Genomic DNA, 19623 nt, shown 5'->3' on the forward strand with positions numbered 1-19623 from the left:
GCATTCTATCTTATTTATATACTCACTGAAACCCTCTGGCTTTGCGTCAGAGGGTTTTTATGGTCAAAATTATTTATAGTATACTTTACATACAAACTTCATGTTAAAGAAAGGTGATCACAGTGCCAAATGCATGGGATGCAGAACAAATCGTATCAGCAGCGCTTTCCAAAACGCTAATCGAGACGCAGTTTCCAGAACTTGCGCCCGCTAAAGTTTCACTGCTTGGCTACGGCTTTGACAATACGGTTTATCAAGTAAACGACCGCTTTGTGTTTCGGTTTCCAAGAAGAGAACTCGCAGTAGGACTATTAAAAACAGAAAATCAGCTTTTACCAAGTCTTGCTTCTCAATTGCCTCTATCGATTGCAGAGCCCATTTTTTTCGGTAAGCCGAATGCAGGCTATCCTTGGCCGTTTACGGGCTATCACTACGTGCAAGGAACTTCGCCTGCGAGATTAACAGAAGAAGAGCGCATAAAATCTGCTTCTGTACTAGCAAGATTTCTTCGTACGCTGCATCACTATCCTCATTTAAAAGCCCAAGAGCTCGGCGTGCCATTTGATGAGTTGAATCGACTTGATACGATGAAACGAAAGCCGGCGCTAGAGAAATATGTCAAGCAAATGAAAGAGCGTAGTCTTTATTCAAAACAAGAGATTCTCGAAGACTATGTAAATGACATACAAGAAATTCACTATCAAGAAAAAAGCGTACTAGTTCACGGAGATCTTCATATTAAAAACATGATTGTTGATCAAACCAATATGGTTTCAGGCATTATTGACTGGGGAGATGTTCATATTGGTCACCCGGCAGTTGACATAGCGATTGCCTACAGCTTTTTACCTCCTAAAGGAAGAGCACGTTTTTTTAAAGAATACGGAAAAGTAGATGAAGAAACGCACAGGCTGGCAAAATGGAAAGCCGTATTTACAACCGTAGTACTTGTGGCACACAGCTACGATCAAGGAGACAAACAAACGCTAGAAGCGGCTCTAGAAAGCTTGAACCTGATTTTTCAAGAGTAATAAAACTGTAATAGAATTTCTGTTAAATTCCTGTATAGTTAAAAAAGGATAAAAATAAAAACAACAGGTGAAGCAAACGATGAATACAAGCCACTGGAATGAATCAGCAGCGCAGCTGCTAGAAGCATGGATACAGCTATATAAAGAAAAGGAATTTCTTATTGGAGAAACGGATTCTTTAAACATGCTAAAAGAGGAAGTAGAAGGGATGGATAAAGAAAAATTTCTCTCCATAGTAGAACGTCATCTGCAGAAAGTGTATGACGAACTGGAAAAAGAACGGACAGAGTACAACATGAACAACAGTGAATATACAATGATGACGTTTCTTTCAAGCGACTATCCGGAGTACATAAACAAGCGTCAAAGCAATACGAGACAGATTGAACAGTTAACAAGCATACATAGGAATATGACAGAGCTTTTCGGAAAAGAACTTTTTTCTGAAGCGGATATGGTAGCGTTTAGAAACGACTTTTTTCAACTAACAGAAAAACATGCTAACGCGTCATCGTTAAAAGAAATGAAGGAAAACTGGAATACGTATTTGCCCGCGTTCGTTGACTTTCAAAAAAAGCATGAACATGTAAAACAAGCGACCGCCACAGTACTCGAAGAAGACAAGAGCTTAAAGCAAGAGTGGCATCAGCTAAGCAAAACCAAATTAGTGACCAAACCAAAAGCGACCGCCTTTCGCACAAAGCAGCATAAGCTAAATGAAAGCATTCGAAAAGCCACGACTGCACAAAAACAATTACTCGAACTTCACTGGCCTGATGTTCGCAGTCAGTTTGATGCGCTACAAGAAAAAATGAGTAAGAGTCTTTCTACTGTGCTGGGAGAAACGCAACGCAGTATGGAAGTCATTAGCCAAAACGATGCAAATGAACACGCCAAGTTAAAGAGATCACTTAACGACCTACATGCAGTCCACAAAGTCGACGTTCATCAAACGTGGTTAGCGGCTTTTATTAAAAAATCACGACCATTTTTTAACGAACTGAGTGAAGATATAAAGGATACTCGGTGTCGAGAACTGTGGAATCGAATTTACGGCATGTATAAAGGAATAGCAGTAAATGAATTTATGGTTACATATGAAGAATTTTTAGCACTTCAGCCGCTTGAGAGTGTAAAAAGCATGGAAATACCAAAGCCATTAGCTCGGTTAAAGGTAGATATAGAACCTGTTACGCTGCCAGCCTACGCAGACTTTCCCGTGCTCAAAAAGCAGCAATCATCACGGCGCACTTTTCCTATTTTAATAGGAGGCGCTATCGTCCTTGTCTTATTACTGGCGATTGTATATATGAATCGTGACAATCAAACGGCAGAAACAGACGCAGACGTACAAGCTACGGCCAACACCAAGCCGTTAAAAAATGAAGAACCTAAGCCAGCTGACGTAAGCAAAACGGATCTTGAAAACTTTTTTATTTCCTATAAAGCCGCTTACTTTTCAAGTTTAAACAGTGGAGACTTTAGTGGGATGGCGCCTTATATTGACTCGAATCAGCCAGTGTATAAACAGTTAAAAAGCTATATTACATCCCTCGCTGGAAAAAACGTATCGTTTGCTAACGATCAGTTTCTTGTGACAAAAACAGAGTCACATGATGACGGAACCTACGACATTTATACAAACGAAGTGTACACGTTCACCGACTCATATGATGCAAGCACGCAGTTTAAAAAAGAACGAATTTATCATGTGAAAGCTGCTGGCAAAGACAAACTTCAAATTACTAAAATTGATACACTAACAGATGAACAGAAGCCGGTGGAAGAGTGAACGGTTTCTGAGAGATTATGAACAACCGCTAGTTCCTTTTGGGGGCTAGCGGTTGTTGTGGTTGGGTGGTGTGATTGAGGTTAGGGTGATTTCTACGCTGCCAGCGTGGATATCTTGTTATATAAACTTTTAAATCTTTCCATATAGAAGCAAGAAATTAGTCTAAAGTACAGTCATATTAATTCCAGTTTTTTTCAATGAAATGAAATGCAGGCCGTAAATTTGTTTTATTAGCAATTGAAATAAGAGCGGGCACCACCGAAGGATCTGTTTTAGAGAAATTAGGAATCCGTGGATTCAACCTGAAAAACTGATCGCCTAAAAGTTCAGAGCTAACCATTGATTCATAGTAGCTCGATCCACCAGAGATAATCTGAAGAAACGGCAGCAACGGTTCATTTGGAGATCGGTCTAAAAGCACCCCCCAATTCGGCGGAAGGTCCTCTATATCTTCGGGGCGTATGTTATCGGCACTCACCATTCCCCATCCCTTTGTATCTCTTCTTAATTGAGTTGGCTGTTCACCTGTTCCAATAGATAATACGGCAATTTGATCTAACGGCTGCTTTGCTTTTCCGACTGCAAACGCGATACTAGCTGTACTGGTGTTAGTTGCTACTGTATACCCATCCACATAGTTTTGATAAGCTCTTTGCGTTGCAGGTGCAGCGCTGCTCCTAAGTATTACGTCACTTGCTTTTTCATTAAGATAGGGAGAACCAGGAAAATTATGAAATAACACAGGATTCCAACGATTCAGCTCCGGTGAAAATAAGTGAAAGGATGGCACAACAATTCGTTTCTTTAAGTCTCTAAGGCGAAGGTCTCGGGGGAAAAATGTTCGTATGGCTTTAATAAAACCAGAATAGGGTACTTGTTGGTTAAAAACAGGTCCGCCCGGTCGGGAAACGCTGAATGCCGGTAAGATTTGATCTTTAAAAAAATCAAACGTTTCTTCTGGTGATCTTCCGCTTGCTAACGCAAGAGCAGTAAATGAACCAATCGAATTTCCTGAAAAAACATTGGTTTCACTAATTAACTTAGGGTTTTGATAAGCCAATCTATTCAAAAGTTGTAAACTTAAAGCACCTAAAGTGCCGCCTCCATCAAAGGTCATAATCCGATATTTTGTCAAAGGTGATTTCTCCTTTCGAATCCCATCAGAGGTATCATTCTGTATATGTTTATTTGATGTGTTGCAGAGGTATGAGTATCTCTTTTACCCCTCCTTTAGAAGCCAGGTTATGCAGATGAACATTCTTAGAAATAAATAAAGACTCTAACGAACCAAACCATCGGCTAAATCTTAGCCGATGGTTTTATTTGAGTAGATGTTGTTAATAAGGAACATTTCCTTGCTTAATTACAAAAATAAGAACAAGAAAGAGTATGAAAATGGAGATGAAGCTGAAAATATTATACTCATAACATTTCGTTCCTTCTTTTAATCTTTTCGCTCCCTTTATAAGTGCAGGCCAAATCTAAAATAGCCCTTTTAAAGAAATTAAAGGAAATATAGTGCCCGTTTATACAACATTTTATTGTAAGATAGATTAGTTGCATATGAATCGAATATTAGTAGGTTCACACTAACTTACCTATTATTAGTGTAAGGAATCAAGAAAGAGTGAGGGAAAGGTCAAAATGTCTAAGACAAGGTATAAGAACCAAAAAGAATCCAATGAAGCAATTGCAAAAGCTTATATAGAGAACGATTATACAAATAGTCAAAATAAGCTGTTGCTAGTATCAAAAGCTAATTACAGGAAAAAAAGTTCAAATCTATGCTACTCGTCAGTAGACGATAAAGGTATGAATTTTTATGAATTTAACAACAACGCTGAACAGAATTTAATGTTAATTGAGCGGTATGAATGGGCTGATTTCTCTAGCGTTACAATTGACCATAGCATTGCAAAATCAGTATTTACATTTGTAGGTCATGGTGAAAATAGGGATATTACAATAGAGGTAAAAGGAAAGGAAGTAGAGCAAGTTATTCGTAACCACTCTTCTATGGAAGTTAACGTAGTAAAAAGACCTGTCTGGACTAAGGTATTAGGATATCGTTCACAGACAACTTGGAAAATGTTTATGGCTTCGACTGTTTATACATTAATTCTTTTATTTATTTTAAATGCTTTGTTACCAGCATCTACTCATAATTTTATTACGGGACTATCTTTATTCCTTTTCCTTCTAAGCATCATAGGTTTCCTTGTTGGATTAATAAAGCCAAAATGGGTATTGCCTAAATTTAAAGTCAAAACAAGAAAACGTGTATTATTTTCTTATCTATATTTAATTCTTAGTTGTTTATTTATTGTTGGAATCTTTAGTGATGAAGAATCAACATCTACTCCTGCTTCAACTCAAGTAAGTTCTTCGCAAAACAGCGTCACTGTTGCATCTAAAAAAGATGTTGCTGATAGCAGCAAGCAAAAAGTTGAAAAGAATGATAGTGATAAAGCAGTAAAAGAAGAGAAAAGACAAAAAGCTGAGGAGCAAGCGGCAAAAGAAGAAGCAAGACAAAAAGCTGAAGAGCAAGCGGCAAAAGAAGAAGCAAAACAAAAAGCTGAAGAACAAGCAGCAAAAGAAAAGGCAGAACAAAAAGCTCAGGAGCAAGCAGCAAAAGAAGAAGCAAAACAAAAAGCTGAAGAACAAGCAGCAAAAGAAAAGGCAGAACAAAAAGCTCAGGAGCAAGCGGCAAAAGAAGAAGCAGAGCGTAAAGCTCAACAACAAGCAGCTAGTCAACAGGCTACAACAAGCAGTTCTACTAGCAGCAGTGGAAATTATAAGCCATTTGAAAATGATCCGAGTGATGATCAACAGTCTAATATGTCTTGTTCGGGTCAAATCAAAGGTAACAAAAACTCGAAAATTTACCACGTACCTGGCGGAGCTTATTATGACAGAACTCAAGATAACATTGTTTGGTTTTGTTCAGAAGCGGATGCACAAGCAGCTGGATATAGAGAATCCCAACGATAAAAAATGTATGCAACCTTTAAAAGCTCTCCTATATGTTTCTTGGAGAGCTTTTTTCTTTATGAGAGGATTAATATAACGTATGTATTAAAGGCACAGGACGAGTAAGTTTTAAAAGCAGAAAAGATATGAAAAAAGAATACTTTGAACAAAATAATTTGGGTAAGAAAGCTTAAAGTAGAGTTTTGTAAACGCGTCTGTAAATAAAGTTCACTGGCCCATCTAATGCTGTCATATAATAGAATTAGCTATTATACTTACATTTATTAATACTTTTTCAAAAACGGTCTTAGCTCTAAGGTTTTAAATAGTTTTATAGATGGGAGTTAAAGCAAGCTTATGAACAGAGAAGAAGTACTACAAAAAATAAAGAACTTAAACATCTGGAAAAAAAGGGATCAACGAGCTCCGCACAAACCATTGTTGATACTGTATGCCCTAGGTCAGCTACAGGCCAAGCAACGAATGCACCTGCCGTATAGGGAGGTGAAAATCCCTTTAAAAGAGCTGCTTATGGAGTTTGGACCTTCTCGGAGTTCCTACCATCCAGAGCATCCTTTTGTTCGTTTGACAGGAGATGGAATATGGGAGCTAAGCGAAGCAGTGGATAAGCGTAGCTTTACAGATAAATATTTACTAAGTACAAATATAGTAGGCGGTTTTAGACAGGATGTTTATAACCTTTTTGCAAATGATCCTACGCTGCTTCAAGACGTCGCGCAATTTTTATTAAATGAACATTTTCCGGATACGATCCATGAAGATATATTAAGAGCCGTAGGCTTGGATTTTGAAACACAGTTAAAGCGAAGAAGAGATCCAAAGTTTCGAGAGAAAATTCTGCAAGCTTACGGATATAGCTGCGCTGTTTGTGGGTTTAACGTTCGTCTTGGACATAATTTAGTTGGTGTAGAGGCCGCTCATATTAAGTGGCATCAAGCGGGAGGGCCAGATATTGAAAGTAACGGAATCGCGTTATGTTCAATGCATCATAAATTATTTGATCGAGGAGTTTTTACTTTTTCAGATCATAATGAGCTGTTAGTGGCAACTCAAGCGCACGGGACGAATGGATTTGAAGAATGGCTTATGAAGTTTCACGGGCAAAAGCTTAGAGATCCTATTCATCCGGCGTATCAGCCGAGTGAAGATTTTCTTGGGTGGCATGTTAGAGAAGTATTTAGGGGACCTGCTAGATATCAAGCAGGTGATATAAATTAATTTTTGTGAATGATAGATTGCTGCGTCTATAATTAGGAAGTGATTTACATATTGTAATGTCAGTTAAAATACGTTCAAGAAGATATAGACGGAGGAAGAAAGATGCTACGAAAAAGCGGTGCGAAACGAATACAGACTTGGTTTTACGATGAAGATCCAAATGGGATTAAAGTATCTGAGGTGCCGAATACAACGATACAGGCTGTATTCATTCCCAGAAATAGTTTGAAAGATTTAAAGGGTGAAAGCGAAGTAGAAAAGCCCGGCATTTATTTTTTATTTGGAGAAGATAAAGAGGCATATATTGGAGAGGCAGAAGTGGGATATGAACGTTTAAGACAGCATGCTAGTCCATCAACAGGTAAAAGTTTTTGGGATGTGGCCGTGTTAATTGTCTCTAATGCTTCTCAAGATCAATTAGATAAAGTTGATGTAAAATACTTAGAACATATTTCTTATCTAGCAGCCATGCGCTCTGGTACATATGATATTAATCAAACCGTTCCCACAAAACCGTTTGTGCGTGAATTTAGACGAGACGACCTGACAGATATTTTTAATGTTATTAAAGTTTTACTTGGTGGGTTAGGCTTTTCCATTTTTGCGGATGCTTCAAATGGAATAGAATATGAAAGCGAAGCTGTACAGTCTGGTGACATACCAAAGATTGAAGCAGAGCAAGCGATAGAAGAGGTTGTTCAAGTTGAGACACATTTGTCAAAAGATATAAAATCAGTAATAGTAGAGGACGTTCTATATTGTAAGCGCCGAGATGCGTATGCGACCGGGAAATATGTTAGCGATGGATTTCTTGTCTATAAAGGAGCTTTGCTTGCGAGCGAACAACAGCTAGAAGGAGCTAAACTTAAAAGGCAGCAAGACCATATTAATACTTTTCTAGAAAACGGTGTACTAGAAATAAAAGATGGTAGATACATGCTGGTACAAGATCAAATTTTTTCTTCTATCTCAGCTGCGGCAGTGTTTGTGACACAGCGAAGAAGCAGTGGAACTTCTGAATGGAAAGATAAGAACGGGATAACAGCGCGTAATAAAATCGATCAAATGTTAAGTGCAGAAACAAAATAACTTAGATCTAAACCTTTGGATTTCAATAAGGATTTTAAAACATTGACATTCCCTTCCAAAGCGCATAAAATAACTACTAATAAAAGCACACAAATTCGTTGAAGAGAATCAGTACGCTGCAAGTTTGTTCCACAGAGAGCTGGTGATAGCTGAAAGCCAGTGTTCAAGCTGCAGGGGAATATCCTCTCTGAGAAGTCAAACTGAACGATAAGTAAGTTTGAACGGTAGTCTACCGTTAAAAAGAACGCGTATGATTGTACGTTGCTGAGTGCTATTGATGAACGGATCAATAGAAGCCAGGGTGGTACCGCGGTTAAAACCCGTCCCTAGTCATAGGGACGGGTTTCTTTGTGTGCTTTTAACTTTAAAAGGAGTGGTATCACATGAAAGAAGTGAATGTAAGGGAGTCTTCGCAAGAGCGCGAACAGCGTATCCAGCAGCAGTGGCAAAAAGGAAATGTGTTTCAGCAGTCGGTTCAAAATCGAGAAGGGCATCCTTCGTTTGTATTTTATGAAGGGCCTCCAACAGCCAACGGTTTGCCTCACGTGGGGCATGCGCTAGGCCGGACGATTAAAGACGTGGTGGCTCGTTATAAAACGATGACAGGGCATCAAGTGATCCGAAAAGCAGGCTGGGATACGCACGGACTGCCGGTAGAGCTCGGTGTCGAAAAGCAGCTCGGGATATCGGGGAAGCATGACATTGAAAAATACGGCGTAGAAGCTTTTATCAACAAGTGTAAGGAAAGTGTGTTTGTGTATGAAAAACAATGGCGCACGTTCACGGAGCAGCTTGGCTATTGGGTTGATATGGAAGACCCTTACATCACCTTAGAGAATTCCTACATTGAAAGCGTATGGAACGTGCTTGGCACGATTCATCACAAAGGACTTCTTTATAAAGGCCACCGCGTATCACCTTACTGCCCGAGCTGTCAAACGTCGCTAAGTTCGCATGAAGTAGCGCAAGGGTATAAAGATGTAAAAGATTTAACGGTAACGGTGAAATTTAAAGTGAAAAACCGCGATAATGAGTATTTTTTAGGGTGGACGACAACGCCTTGGACGCTTCCGTCAAACGTGGCGCTTGCGGTGCATGAAGAGATGAACTACGTTCGCGCTGAGCAAGGCGACAGCGTGTATATAGTGGCAGAAGCACTTGCAGACAAAGTGTTAAAAGGAGAGTATACGGTTTTATCTCATCATAAAGGAAATGAGTTAAAAGGGATGTCATATGAGCCGCCGTTTGATTTTGTGAAAGTGGAAAAAGGGCATGAAGTCGTAACGGCTGATTACGTAACGGATCAAAGCGGAACGGGTGTTGTTCATTTAGCACCTGCATATGGTGAAGATGATTACAGAGTCGTAAAAGAAAACGGCTTTTCGTTTGTGAACGTAGTGGATGAAAAAGGACAGTACACGTCTGAAGTGCCGCCTTTTCAAGGACGTTTCGTGAAAGACTGCGACGTTGATATCGTTCGTCATTTAGCAAATGAAGGCGTGCTGTATCATAAAGAAAAGCATGAGCACAGCTATCCGTTTTGCTGGCGATGCGACTCGCCGCTTCTTTATTACGCAAATGAAAGCTGGTTTATCCAAACGACGGCGTTGAAGGAACAGTTTTTGAAAAACAATGAAAGCGTGACGTGGTACCCGAATCATATCAAGCACGGTCGCTTTGGCAACTTTTTAGAAAATATGGTGGACTGGAACATCAGCAGAAAGCGCTACTGGGGAACGCCGCTGAACGTATGGGAATGCGGGGAATGTGCGCATCAAGTAGCTCCGAAAAGTATCAAAGAGCTTCAAAATCATGCGTCTCATTCCGTTGATGACAGCATTGAACTTCATAAGCCTTATGTAGATGACGTGCGGCTGACGTGTCCGGTCTGCAGCGGAGAAATGAAGCGAACGCCGGAAGTGATTGACGTTTGGTTTGACAGCGGATCGATGTCGTTTGCGCAGTATCACTATCCGTTTGAAAACAGCGAACTGTTTCAAAAGCAGTTCCCGGCAGACGTTATCGCAGAAGGAATTGATCAAACGCGCGGCTGGTTTTACAGCTTGATGGCAGTTTCAACGCTGTTTACTGGAAAAGCGCCTTATAAGCGCGTTTTGTCTCTTGGCCACGTGTTAGATGAAAACGGTCAAAAGATGTCTAAAAGTAAAGGAAATGCGCTAGACCCTGTTGATCTTATTCATACATTTGGTGCGGATGCGCTTAGATGGGCGCTTTTAGCAGACAGTGCACCTTGGAATCCGAAGAAGTTTTCAGAGCGGGTCGTGCAAGAAGCGAAATCAAAAGTTATTGATACGCTTGTGAACGTGTACGGCTTTTACGTTCTGTACGCCAAGCTTGACGGCTATGACCCTGAGCAAACGTATGAATTGAAAAAAACAAAATTGGATGAATGGATTCTTTCGCGTTTGCATAGTACGGTTAAGCGAGCAACAGCACATCTTGAAGATTACGGATTTACAAATGCCGCTCGTGAAATCGCAGCATTCATTGAAGAGCTAAGCAACTGGTATGTACGACGTTCTCGCGATCGTTTTTGGTCAGAAGGGATGGACGGCGAAAAAGCAGCGGCTTACGATACGCTTCATAAAGTGTTAGTCACGCTTAGTCAGCTGTTAGCGCCGTTTACGCCGTTTGTTGCGGATGATATTCATGAAAATCTGACAGGAAAAAGCGTTCATTTGGCAGACTATCCTGTGTGTGATCAAACCAAAGTGAATGAAAAGCTGGAAAAAGAAATGGCAGCGGTGCTTCAAGTGGTGGAACTAGGCCGAAGCATCCGAAATACGCATTCGTTAAAAGTAAAGCAGCCTCTGCAAAGTCTTTCGCTTGTGGTAACGGAAGAAGATGTAGAGTGGAAAGCATATCGTGATGTCATCAAAGATGAGCTTAATGTAAAGAACTTTAACGTGGAGCAAGACGACGACAAACTTGTTTCATACGTATTAAAACTTGATTTTAAACAGGCTGGACCAAAGTTCGGGAAACAAGTTAATGAGGTCAACCAAGCGCTGAAAAACCTTTCAGAAGAGAAAGGAAAAGAGTTTGTTGAACAAGGCAAGCTAAGTGTTACGCTTGCTTCAGGAGAAAACCTAACGCTTGAAACGGCAGACGTACTTGTTGAAAAAGTGCCAAAAGAAGGTTTTGCGGTTGCTTCAAACGGCATGTATACTGCGGTGTTGGATACGGCGTTAACCGAAGAACTTGTGCAGGAAGGAGTCGCTCGTGAAGTAATTCGAGCGGTTCAAGACTATCGTAAAAAGCTGGATTTACCCGTGAATTTACGTATCGATTTGGAGCTTAGCGGAGACGAAGAAGTGCAGAAAGCTGTCGAGAAGTTTGAAACGCTGCTTCAAGAAAATCTTTTGCTACACAGTCTTCATGTGACAGAAGCTACCGAAAACGGAGAGACGGTAAAAGTCGGAACAAAGCAAGTTACGCTTAGCGTTTTAAATCAGAGCTGATAAAAAGCACTTACCTCATAGCAGGTAAGTGCTTTTTTACCTTTAATCAAACTGTCCGAGAACATTTTTAAGACTCGGCCAAACGATTTCAAAAGGAGCCGCTAGTACATACTCTTTTCCGTTTTCATCTTTAAAGTGTTGAACAAAACGATATTTTCCTACTTTGTAGTTAGGAGTTGCGATATCTAATTTGAGTGATTTCCCTGGCTTCAGCGTGACAGTTTTATCAGGAAACTCCAATCCGTTTAGCACAACTTCGTACCACTTTCCGTCTTTTAAGTGATCCGCCGTATTTTCATAAGGAATCGTTAAGGTATGCGTCGAATTGTTTTGAATAACAAAAAAGCCAAACTGCGTTTTATCGTACTTTTCGCTTACAGCAGATAGCGTAATAGTTCTCCCGTCAATGCTTATGGAAGATGGGATGTTTTTTTCTTGTTTGGCTCCTAAATCCATTTTTTGACCGTTATAATCGATATAGCCAAAGATACAAAACAAGATAATAAAAATACCTAGTATTAGTAAAAGTGTTCGTACTATTTTCAAAAGCTTTGCACCACCTTTTTTACTCTTCCATTATACGGAAAACTTCTTGTTTGAAATAGTATGAATTTACATTTTCTATATCACTTTTTTGAAAGGAAGAATTGAAATGAGACAAATTATAGCCATGGGCGGCGGAGGTTTTTCGATGGAGCCGGATAACTTGCTTCTGGATCAATACATACTTTCACAAGCTCATATAGATGTGCCGAAAATCTGTTTTATCCCTACAGCCAGCGGAGATGCCGATAATTATATAGAAAGGTTTTATGAAGCGTTTGAGAAGTTGGTATGTACACCGTCTCATTTATCGCTGTTTTCACCAAACTTTATAGATTTAAAAGCATATGTGCTGCAGCACGATATTTTGTATGTAGGCGGCGGTAATACAAGGAATATGCTTTCTTTATGGAAAGAATGGGAACTGGATACGATTTTAAAAGAGGCTTATGAAAAAGGAGTGATCTTAGCGGGAATAAGCGCAGGTTCGATTTGCTGGTTTGAAGAAGGCGTCACCGATTCAATGAACAATAAACTGTCTAAAATCGACTGTTTAGGATTTTTAACGGGAAGCAACTGTCCTCACTACGACGGAGAAAGCAATCGAAGACCTTCGTATCATGAGTTAATGGCAAGCGGGGAAATGAAAGAAGGCTACGCTGTAGATGACGGAGTCGCGCTGCATTTTAAAGATGAGAAGCTATCCACGTCAGTTAGCTCAAGGGCAACAGCAAAAGCGTACGCTGTTGATCGAAAAGAGGAAGAAGTAATTGAACGTGAACTCCCGGTGACCAATTTGGGTAATCACAAGCAATAAATGGCCGCTTTTCATGTTTCTCTGTATAAAATGGAGCTTATTCGTACATACATAAGCAGAGATTCTATATAGGAGGGTGCTTCAGTGAGTTATAAACAATACTGGGGAAACATACATGAACAAAGCGATAAGCTCCAGGAGTTATTATCGTCGTATTGGCATCAGTACTCAGATTTCGGAAACTGGCAGTTTTGGGTGGTGGTTGCTTCGCTCGTTCTTCCTCTTGTGTTGTTGTATTTTACCGTAGATCGGACGAGGATCTTTGAGGTGTTTTTCTTCGGTTACACAGTGCACATGCTCTGGGCATATATTGATATTGCACTTGGGAGAAGCGGTCATTTAACGCACACGTTTTTTTTAACGCCGCTGCTTCCGAACGCAACGAATATTACCGCTTCTATTTTGCCGGTAGGCTTTCTGCTGCTTTATCAATATTGTACGAATCACCAAAAGAATTTTTATCTGTATACAATTCTGCTGAGCGCTGTTTTTTCATTTGGGCTAGCCCCTCTTGAACACCATTTTAAATTTATTGATTCAGGAAAAGGAATGAGCTTGTTTTATATTTTTCTGATTGATATAGGAATAACGTTAGTAGCGTATTGGGTTACAAGGCTGCTCGTAAAAGCAAAAGCCGCAGCCTATCATAAAGTAGAAAAAGAACGCTGAAAAAATGTTTTAAAATGAGTAGTTAAGGGTATACATACATTTAAGATAAATTGAGGTGAAGAAATTGTATTACTACCGTATTTCAGAAGGGCAAGGCGAAACGTACTCTGAAACAATTGTTATTCATGAAGAACAATTTGATCAAGGTACATTTGAAAAAATGGTGAAAGAAGCGATGGTCGATAAGCCTGGCAAAATCGATCAAGTGGATATTGTGAAATATTTAATTGGACATTATCATTTCCAAGTTGCATATATTGAAGCCGCTTTTCACAGTACATATACAGATTAATAACGTTATGTATTCGTTAAAAAACCCCGTTGCACTGGCAGCGGGGTTTTTTTGTCTCTACCAATATCGATAGTGATAGGGATTTTGAGGAGAGTAATAAGGATTTTGAGGCGGAGGATACGTATAAGTAGGCTGCTGGTGGTGTACAGGGCCTACTTGTTTTTTCTTTTTATAGTGTTCTTTTTCTCCGCATTCGTCCGTTGGTCCAATCACGATGGTTTGATTTTTTAGCGGAGCCAGCGTTTTCTTTAGCTGCTCCGGATCTAAGCAGTACGTGTGAGCAAGGACTTCAATAGGCGTTTTATTTAAAATGTCCGATCCAAAAATATATTCCGGGTAAGGGGCGTCAAAAATGGCAAGTAAATGCGTATTGTCTTCAGACGCAATTTCCCAGTGCCACCAGCCTTGAGGGATATTGGCTACTTGACCGGGAGTAATCGGAATATTTGTGACTTCGTTGTTAAACGGATTGATTAATGAAACGACGGCTGAGCCTGAAATGCAGTAGACAAGCTCAGCGGCATTTTGGTGATAATGCGGTTCGACTACGCGGCTTTTGCTTAAGTAAATATCAAGTAATGATACATTTCCTAATGTGTTGAGCACATCCCGGCCCAATCGGTTAATGTAATTTTGATCGTTTCGCGTATTAAGTCTGTTTTTGTTCACATCAGAAAAGTATTGTACGTTTGGATTATTGTAATCCATATAGGGCGTTGACAAGGGTCTCCAGCTCCTATCCTTGAATTTTTTATGATGCTGTATCGTATGTAGAGAGTTTTATTTCGTGACAGAAGCCTAGGAGGATATGTAGGTAAGGCCTATTTTTGATAACGTGTACAAACATTTGTCCACTGATTTTCATACACTGTAACAGGTTCTTTTTTTACAGAGCCATGATCAATGTCAGACGCATAAGACGGATCATTTTAAGGAAAGTGAGTTGCAGAGCTGTTGCTTGATCAATATGAAAAGATAAATAGTACGTATGAAAAGCTGGATGAACTTCAGCTGCCGTTTGATAAGCCCATTTTAGTAGGAGTCGAGTGGAACGGAGTGCTGTTTGAGTTTTTGGTGAGATTAAAAAAAGAGTCTTCTCATTTGCTTGTGTTTGGTTCAGGAGGAGGAGCAAGTCAAGAAATGCCGGCAGGTCCTCCATATTTTCAGCGCCATTCGTGGATGAATGAATTCCAAGATTCAATTATTTATTATAACGATCCTACGCTTTATTTAGGAAAGGTATCGCTTGCGTGGGGGCAAGGGACAAGCGACCGTTTTTATTTAAAAGACATTGCGGTTTTAATTGAAAAGTTCATGAAAAAAGTACAGGTGAGTCCGTCTAATGTGCTATTTTACGGATCTTCGGGCGGCGGCTTTATGTCAATGTTTTTAGCGGGGTACGTAAAAGGAGCAAAAGCGCTTGTCAATAATCCGCAGACTTGCTTGACCAAGTGGCTGAAAACGCCGGTTCGACAAGTGTTTAATTTATCTTATCCGAACTTGACAGAAGATGAAGTGATCGCCTCATACGGTGAGCGAATTAACGTAGTGAAGTTTTTTCGCCATATTAACTATGTGCCAAAGGTGTATTACTTGCAAAATGGGGCGTTTGAATACGATATGAACAATCACTTGTTGCCGTTTCTAACGGATTTGCAGGATATGCCAGACGACTGTGAAATTAATAATATAAAAGTGGAGCTCTATTATAACCCGAAGCTGAAGCACGCAGCTGTTAGTAAGCAAGAAACGATTGATTATGTGAATATGGCGAAGAAGATATAAGAAAAAAGGCAAGAGTTTATCCTTTAAGGAGCTCTTGCTTTTTTATGTCGAATTTTCTACCTCAATAGATACAAGTAGGAAGTTATGTTGCTTTTTCTTTTGAATATGATAGTGAAGATGAGGTGTAAGGAGGGGAAGTATGGCCGATCAAGATGAGAGAAAAAGATACTTGATGGAAGTTCAGACCTGGCTTGAACAAGTATGTGATCCTGTATTTGAAGAAGCCTTTACAGAAGTAGATATAACGTCATATATCACGCGCACGCAAGAAGACGTTCTTGAATATTTAAGTGAAGAAGATGTGAACGAATATACGTTAGAAGAAATCAATAATGCGGTACGGCACATTGATAAAATCTTAAAAGAGCGGCTTGGAGACGACGGCAGGGAGAGGGAATCGATAGCTCCGGGGCAGCATGAGCTGCCGCCGCTTGGCTATAGCTATTCAGCTCTTGAACCGTATATTAACCGGGAAATTATGCGTCTTCATCACAGCAAGCATCACCAAAGCTATGTCGATGGATTAAATAAAGCAGAGCTCATGCTGCAGCAAGCCCGTAACACAAACAATTTTGACCTCATAAAACATTGGGAACGGGAAGCTTCTTTTCATGGCTCCGGTCATTACTTACACACAATCTTTTGGGAGATTATGAGTCCAGAAGGAGGAGGACGACCGAGGCGCCAGCTGCTGCAGCAGCTTCAAAAAGACTTTGGCAGCTATGAGAAGTTTATGATGCACTTTTCTCAAGCCGCTAAAAAAGTAGAAGGTGTTGGCTGGGCAATCTTAGTATGGTCGCCGCGTTCGCGAAAGCTTGAAGTTCTGCAAGCTGAGCGCCATCAGCTTCTCACGCAGTGGGATACGATTCCGCTGCTTGTATTAGACGTATGGGAACACGCATATTATTTACAGTACAAAAATGAACGTGATCCCTACGTTGATAATTGGTGGAAAATCGTTTATTGGCCGAATGTAGAAAAAAGGTTTGAGGCAGCTAGAATGCTTCAGTGGCAGCCGTATTAACAAGTATTGCAGGTATTTTAATTTCAAATAAAAAGGCTATGATAAAAGCATTTTAGTTGAAGGGAAATCCGAACGGTGAATTGAGATTCTTGATGGAGAATCCAACTCGTTCGGATTTTTTATTGTTATCGCGGTGATATATGTATACGCTTCTAGCAGTTGATTGGAGGGCAAGACTCCCGCGGAAAGCGAAGTCTTGCACGGAAATCAACTGCGGTGTAAAAAGTGATTTATATTAAGATCCTTTAACGCATTTATTAATTTTAAATAAACTATGTTCTAAATAACCAATTTAAAATAAAGTATAAGCCTCTAGAACCAGTTAAATGTTACAAATGAAATAATCTAATATAAATGTGTGTAAAAGCACCGTTATATGCCTAAATATGTATGTTTTTAAAATGCTAAGGTGATTAATTTACTAGTTTAAAAGGAAGAATATTTATTTTTACTGTAACTAAACTATCAAACTATTGACATGTTACTGAAATATAACTGTAATATTCATGTGTTATTTTTTATGTATTGGTAGATAAAGGGGAAATCAATTACATGAAAAAGACAATGATTACGTTCAGTTTAGTTCTAATGTCACTGTTCGGTGTGGCAAGTGGTGCATCAGCTGCAACAAATACATATACAGTAAAAAGCGGAGATTCGCTATACAAAATTGCAAAGACATACAAAGTATCGGTTAGTCAGCTGAAACAGTGGAATAACTTAAAGTCAGACAGCATTCATCCGAAACAAGTATTAAAAGTATCACAAGTAAAATCAAGCACGCCTGCTAAAGCAGCGCCTGCGAAGTCTTCAAACGTTGTGAAAGAATTTAAAGTAACAGCAACAGCGTACACAGCGAACTGCAAAGGCTGCAGCGGAAAAACGGCGATTGGAATCGATTTGAAAAAGAATCCAAATCAAAAAGTGATTTCTGTCGATCCAAAAGTGATCAAGCTTGGTTCAAAAGTATACGTAGAAGGTTATGGCACGGCAATCGCAGCTGATACAGGCGGTGCGATTAAAGGAAATAAAATTGACGTTCTTCTTCCTTCTCAAAAAGAAGCGTTAAAATGGGGAAGAAAAACAGTAAAAGTTCAAATCTTAAAATAAGTATTTCTTAAGGAAATGAGAGCCTTCGTTGAAGGGCTCTCATTTTTTTCTTCATTAAAGGGCATGCTACTTTATATATACTGATGGAAAAGTTTTACGAAAATGATCATATTTGTTGACAAATATTTCGGAAACGGATATATTTATTCGGTATATAATTAAGTTCATTAAATATTCGTGACATAAATTAATAGAATGAACACATAAACTATATTCTTAACCTGTTTGTCATCTGAAGATTTACATACAGATAATTTTAAAGGGAAAGGTCTTGTTAAAATGAATACACAAACACAACAGTCCGATCAAGCCCGAACTCGGTCTATTTTTGGCGTAATGATAATGGGAGCGCTCGTCGCTTTTTTAAATCAAACGCTGATTAACATTGCGCTTCCGCAAATGATGGATCATTTCCATGTAACGGCGGCTACGGGCAACTGGTTAACAACCATCTTTATGTTAGTAAACGGAATTGTTATTCCAATTACAGCATTTTTAATGAATCGATTTACGACGAGGCAGCTGTATATTACAGCAATGGGGCTGTTTACAGTAGGAACACTGCTTTGCGGTATTGCACCGACATTTTCCGTTATTTTAGTGGGACGCGTCGTGCAAGCTGCAGGAGCAGGAATTTTATTTCCGTTAATTACAAACGTTATTTTTACGTTATTCCCGCCTGACCGCCGCGGTTTTGCGATGGGGATTTTTGGAGTAGCGATGAACTTTGCACCGGCAGTAGGTCCGACGCTTTCTGGTTTAATCGTTGAGCACTACTCATGGCGTGTTTTATTTTTTATGATGTTTCCAATTGCACTTATTAACGTAATTGCGGCAATTATTTTAGTGAAAAACGTTACGGAAACAAGCCGACCTAAGCTAGACGTGCTTGGCGTTATTTTATCAACAATTGGATTTGGCGGCTTACTGTATGCGTTCGCTACGGGCGGTACAAAGGGCTGGACCAGCACTGAAGTATTAGCCATGTTCATTGTAGGCGGTATTTCAATTCTGTTCTTTATTTTCCGTCAGTTAAAAATTGATCAGCCGCTTCTTGAATTCCGTATTTTCCGTTACCGTATGTTCACATTAACAACAATTATTAACGTGATTGTGACAATGGCAATGTTTTCAGGTATGATTTTAATGCCGATTTATATGCAAAACGTACGGGGCTTCTCACCGTTTCTTTCAGGCCTGCTGTTACTGCCAGGGGGAATTGTAATGGGGATTATGTCTCCGATTACAGGACGACTGTTTGATAAGTTCGGCGCAAGATGGCTTGCTGTTATTGGTTTAGCAATTACCGTTGTGACAACATATGAATTAACAAAACTTGAAACGACCACAACATTTATGTATGTGATGATTGTTTATACTGTTCGTATGTTTGGTATGTCGCTGCTTATGATGCCAATCTTTACAGCAGGATTAAATGAGCTTGCGCTTAGCTTAAATAAATACGGCACGGCGATGGTTAATACGCTTCGAATGGTTGCTGGAGCTGTAGGAATGGCGTTCTTTGTATCCATTATGATGAATCAAGGTGAAAAACACGTGAAAAACATCGTAACGAATCAGCAAATTTTGCCGACAGATAAAGGCAGTATGGCTGAAGCTGTGAATCAAGGTACGGCAATGGGTATTAACGATGCGTTTATGATTGCAACGATTTTAAGTGTGATCGCGTTTGTGTTAGCCTTCTTTATTCGTAAAACATCACCAAAAGAAGATACCATTACAAATCGTGTAAAAAAAGCAAGCTAATAAAAAATCCGTG

Annotated in this window: 16 protein-coding genes and 1 other annotated feature; of the genes, 13 read left to right on the forward strand and 3 right to left on the reverse strand. The window is 39.6% G+C overall.

Translation table 11 applies throughout. The features are described 5' to 3' along the window. Positions 1–122: 122 nt before the first annotated feature. Together ACH6EI_RS10710 and ACH6EI_RS10715 are read left to right on the forward strand one after the other, a co-directional pair. The gene (locus ACH6EI_RS10710) at positions 123–1031 is read left to right on the forward strand and encodes a phosphotransferase (RefSeq protein WP_098999532.1); all 909 of its coding nucleotides are present in this window, start codon (positions 123–125) and stop codon (positions 1029–1031) included. 79 nt (positions 1032–1110) lie between these two features. Further along, positions 1111–2823, forward strand: a complete 1713-nt coding sequence (locus ACH6EI_RS10715; protein WP_098999533.1) for a TcaA NTF2-like domain-containing protein — start codon at positions 1111–1113, stop codon at positions 2821–2823. Positions 2824–3001: 178 nt separating this feature from the next. Here the strand turns inward: ACH6EI_RS10715 and ACH6EI_RS10720 are convergent, their stop codons facing one another. Beyond that, positions 3002–3958, reverse strand: a complete 957-nt coding sequence (locus ACH6EI_RS10720) for a patatin-like phospholipase family protein (RefSeq protein ID WP_098999534.1) — start codon at positions 3956–3958, stop codon at positions 3002–3004. A 509-nt stretch (positions 3959–4467) separates the two neighbouring features. On the opposite strand from ACH6EI_RS10720, the gene ACH6EI_RS10725 reads away from it, so the two are divergent. From ACH6EI_RS10725 to ileS, 4 genes are all read left to right on the forward strand, one after another. Further along, complete coding sequence (locus ACH6EI_RS10725; RefSeq protein WP_397377268.1) at positions 4468–5814, forward strand: sunset domain-containing protein; 1347 nt, start codon at positions 4468–4470, stop codon at positions 5812–5814. 336 nt (positions 5815–6150) lie between these two features. Then, the gene (locus ACH6EI_RS10730) at positions 6151–7032 is read left to right on the forward strand and encodes a phosphorothioated DNA-binding restriction endonuclease (RefSeq protein WP_014459724.1); all 882 of its coding nucleotides are present in this window, start codon (positions 6151–6153) and stop codon (positions 7030–7032) included. A 102-nt stretch (positions 7033–7134) separates the two neighbouring features. Then, on the forward strand, positions 7135–8121 hold the full coding sequence (locus ACH6EI_RS10735) for a GIY-YIG nuclease family protein (RefSeq protein WP_098999535.1): 987 nt from the start codon (positions 7135–7137) through the stop codon (positions 8119–8121). Positions 8122–8210: 89 nt separating this feature from the next. Further along, positions 8211–8452 (forward strand) — a binding site (T-box leader). Positions 8453–8504: 52 nt separating this feature from the next. Next, positions 8505–11603 carry an isoleucine--tRNA ligase gene (gene ileS / locus ACH6EI_RS10740; RefSeq protein ID WP_098999536.1) on the forward strand — a complete coding sequence of 1033 codons (3099 nt, stop codon included), beginning with the start codon at positions 8505–8507 and terminating at the stop codon, positions 11601–11603. 42 nt (positions 11604–11645) lie between these two features. Here the strand turns inward: ileS and ACH6EI_RS10745 are convergent, their stop codons facing one another. Next, positions 11646–12149: an immunoglobulin-like domain-containing protein gene (locus tag ACH6EI_RS10745; RefSeq protein ID WP_098999537.1), complete on the reverse strand. Its 504-nt coding sequence runs from the start codon at positions 12147–12149 to the stop codon at positions 11646–11648. 106 nt (positions 12150–12255) lie between these two features. Here ACH6EI_RS10745 and ACH6EI_RS10750 point away from each other — a divergent pair, with 106 nt between their 5' ends. The 3 genes from ACH6EI_RS10750 (at position 12256) to ACH6EI_RS10760 (ending at position 13924) form a co-directional block, all read left to right on the forward strand. Then, the gene (locus tag ACH6EI_RS10750) at positions 12256–12963 is read left to right on the forward strand and encodes a Type 1 glutamine amidotransferase-like domain-containing protein (protein WP_098999538.1); all 708 of its coding nucleotides are present in this window, start codon (positions 12256–12258) and stop codon (positions 12961–12963) included. An 84-nt stretch (positions 12964–13047) separates the two neighbouring features. Then, entirely contained in the window at positions 13048–13632 is a 585-nt protein-coding gene (locus ACH6EI_RS10755; protein ID WP_108674779.1) for a hypothetical protein, read from the forward strand. Between the two features lie 55 nt (positions 13633–13687). After that, positions 13688–13924, forward strand: coding sequence for a hypothetical protein (locus ACH6EI_RS10760; protein ID WP_226313298.1), 237 nt, complete (start codon positions 13688–13690; stop codon positions 13922–13924). Between the two features lie 57 nt (positions 13925–13981). On the opposite strand, the gene ACH6EI_RS10765 is transcribed toward ACH6EI_RS10760, so the two are convergent. Further along, complete coding sequence (locus ACH6EI_RS10765) at positions 13982–14647, reverse strand: cupin domain-containing protein (protein ID WP_098999540.1); 666 nt, start codon at positions 14645–14647, stop codon at positions 13982–13984. Between the two features lie 231 nt (positions 14648–14878). Between ACH6EI_RS10765 and ACH6EI_RS10770 the strand changes: the two genes are divergently transcribed. The 4 genes from ACH6EI_RS10770 (at position 14879) to ACH6EI_RS10785 (ending at position 19610) form a co-directional block, all read left to right on the forward strand. Next, positions 14879–15709, forward strand: a complete 831-nt coding sequence (locus tag ACH6EI_RS10770) for a glycosyl transferase family 2 (RefSeq protein ID WP_098999541.1) — start codon at positions 14879–14881, stop codon at positions 15707–15709. Positions 15710–15848: 139 nt separating this feature from the next. Next, positions 15849–16733: a superoxide dismutase gene (locus ACH6EI_RS10775; RefSeq protein ID WP_098627470.1), complete on the forward strand. Its 885-nt coding sequence runs from the start codon at positions 15849–15851 to the stop codon at positions 16731–16733. A gap of 552 nt (positions 16734–17285) precedes the next feature. Continuing rightward, positions 17286–17843 carry a 3D domain-containing protein gene (locus ACH6EI_RS10780; RefSeq protein WP_014459735.1) on the forward strand — a complete coding sequence of 186 codons (558 nt, stop codon included), beginning with the start codon at positions 17286–17288 and terminating at the stop codon, positions 17841–17843. Between the two features lie 279 nt (positions 17844–18122). Continuing rightward, entirely contained in the window at positions 18123–19610 is a 1488-nt protein-coding gene (locus ACH6EI_RS10785) for a DHA2 family efflux MFS transporter permease subunit (protein WP_028413037.1), read from the forward strand. Positions 19611–19623: the final 13 nt, after the last annotated feature.

This window comes from Priestia sp. JSM ZJ58 (assembly GCF_044383985.1).
Taxonomy (GTDB): Bacteria; Bacillota; Bacilli; order Bacillales; family Bacillaceae_H; genus Priestia; species Priestia zanthoxyli.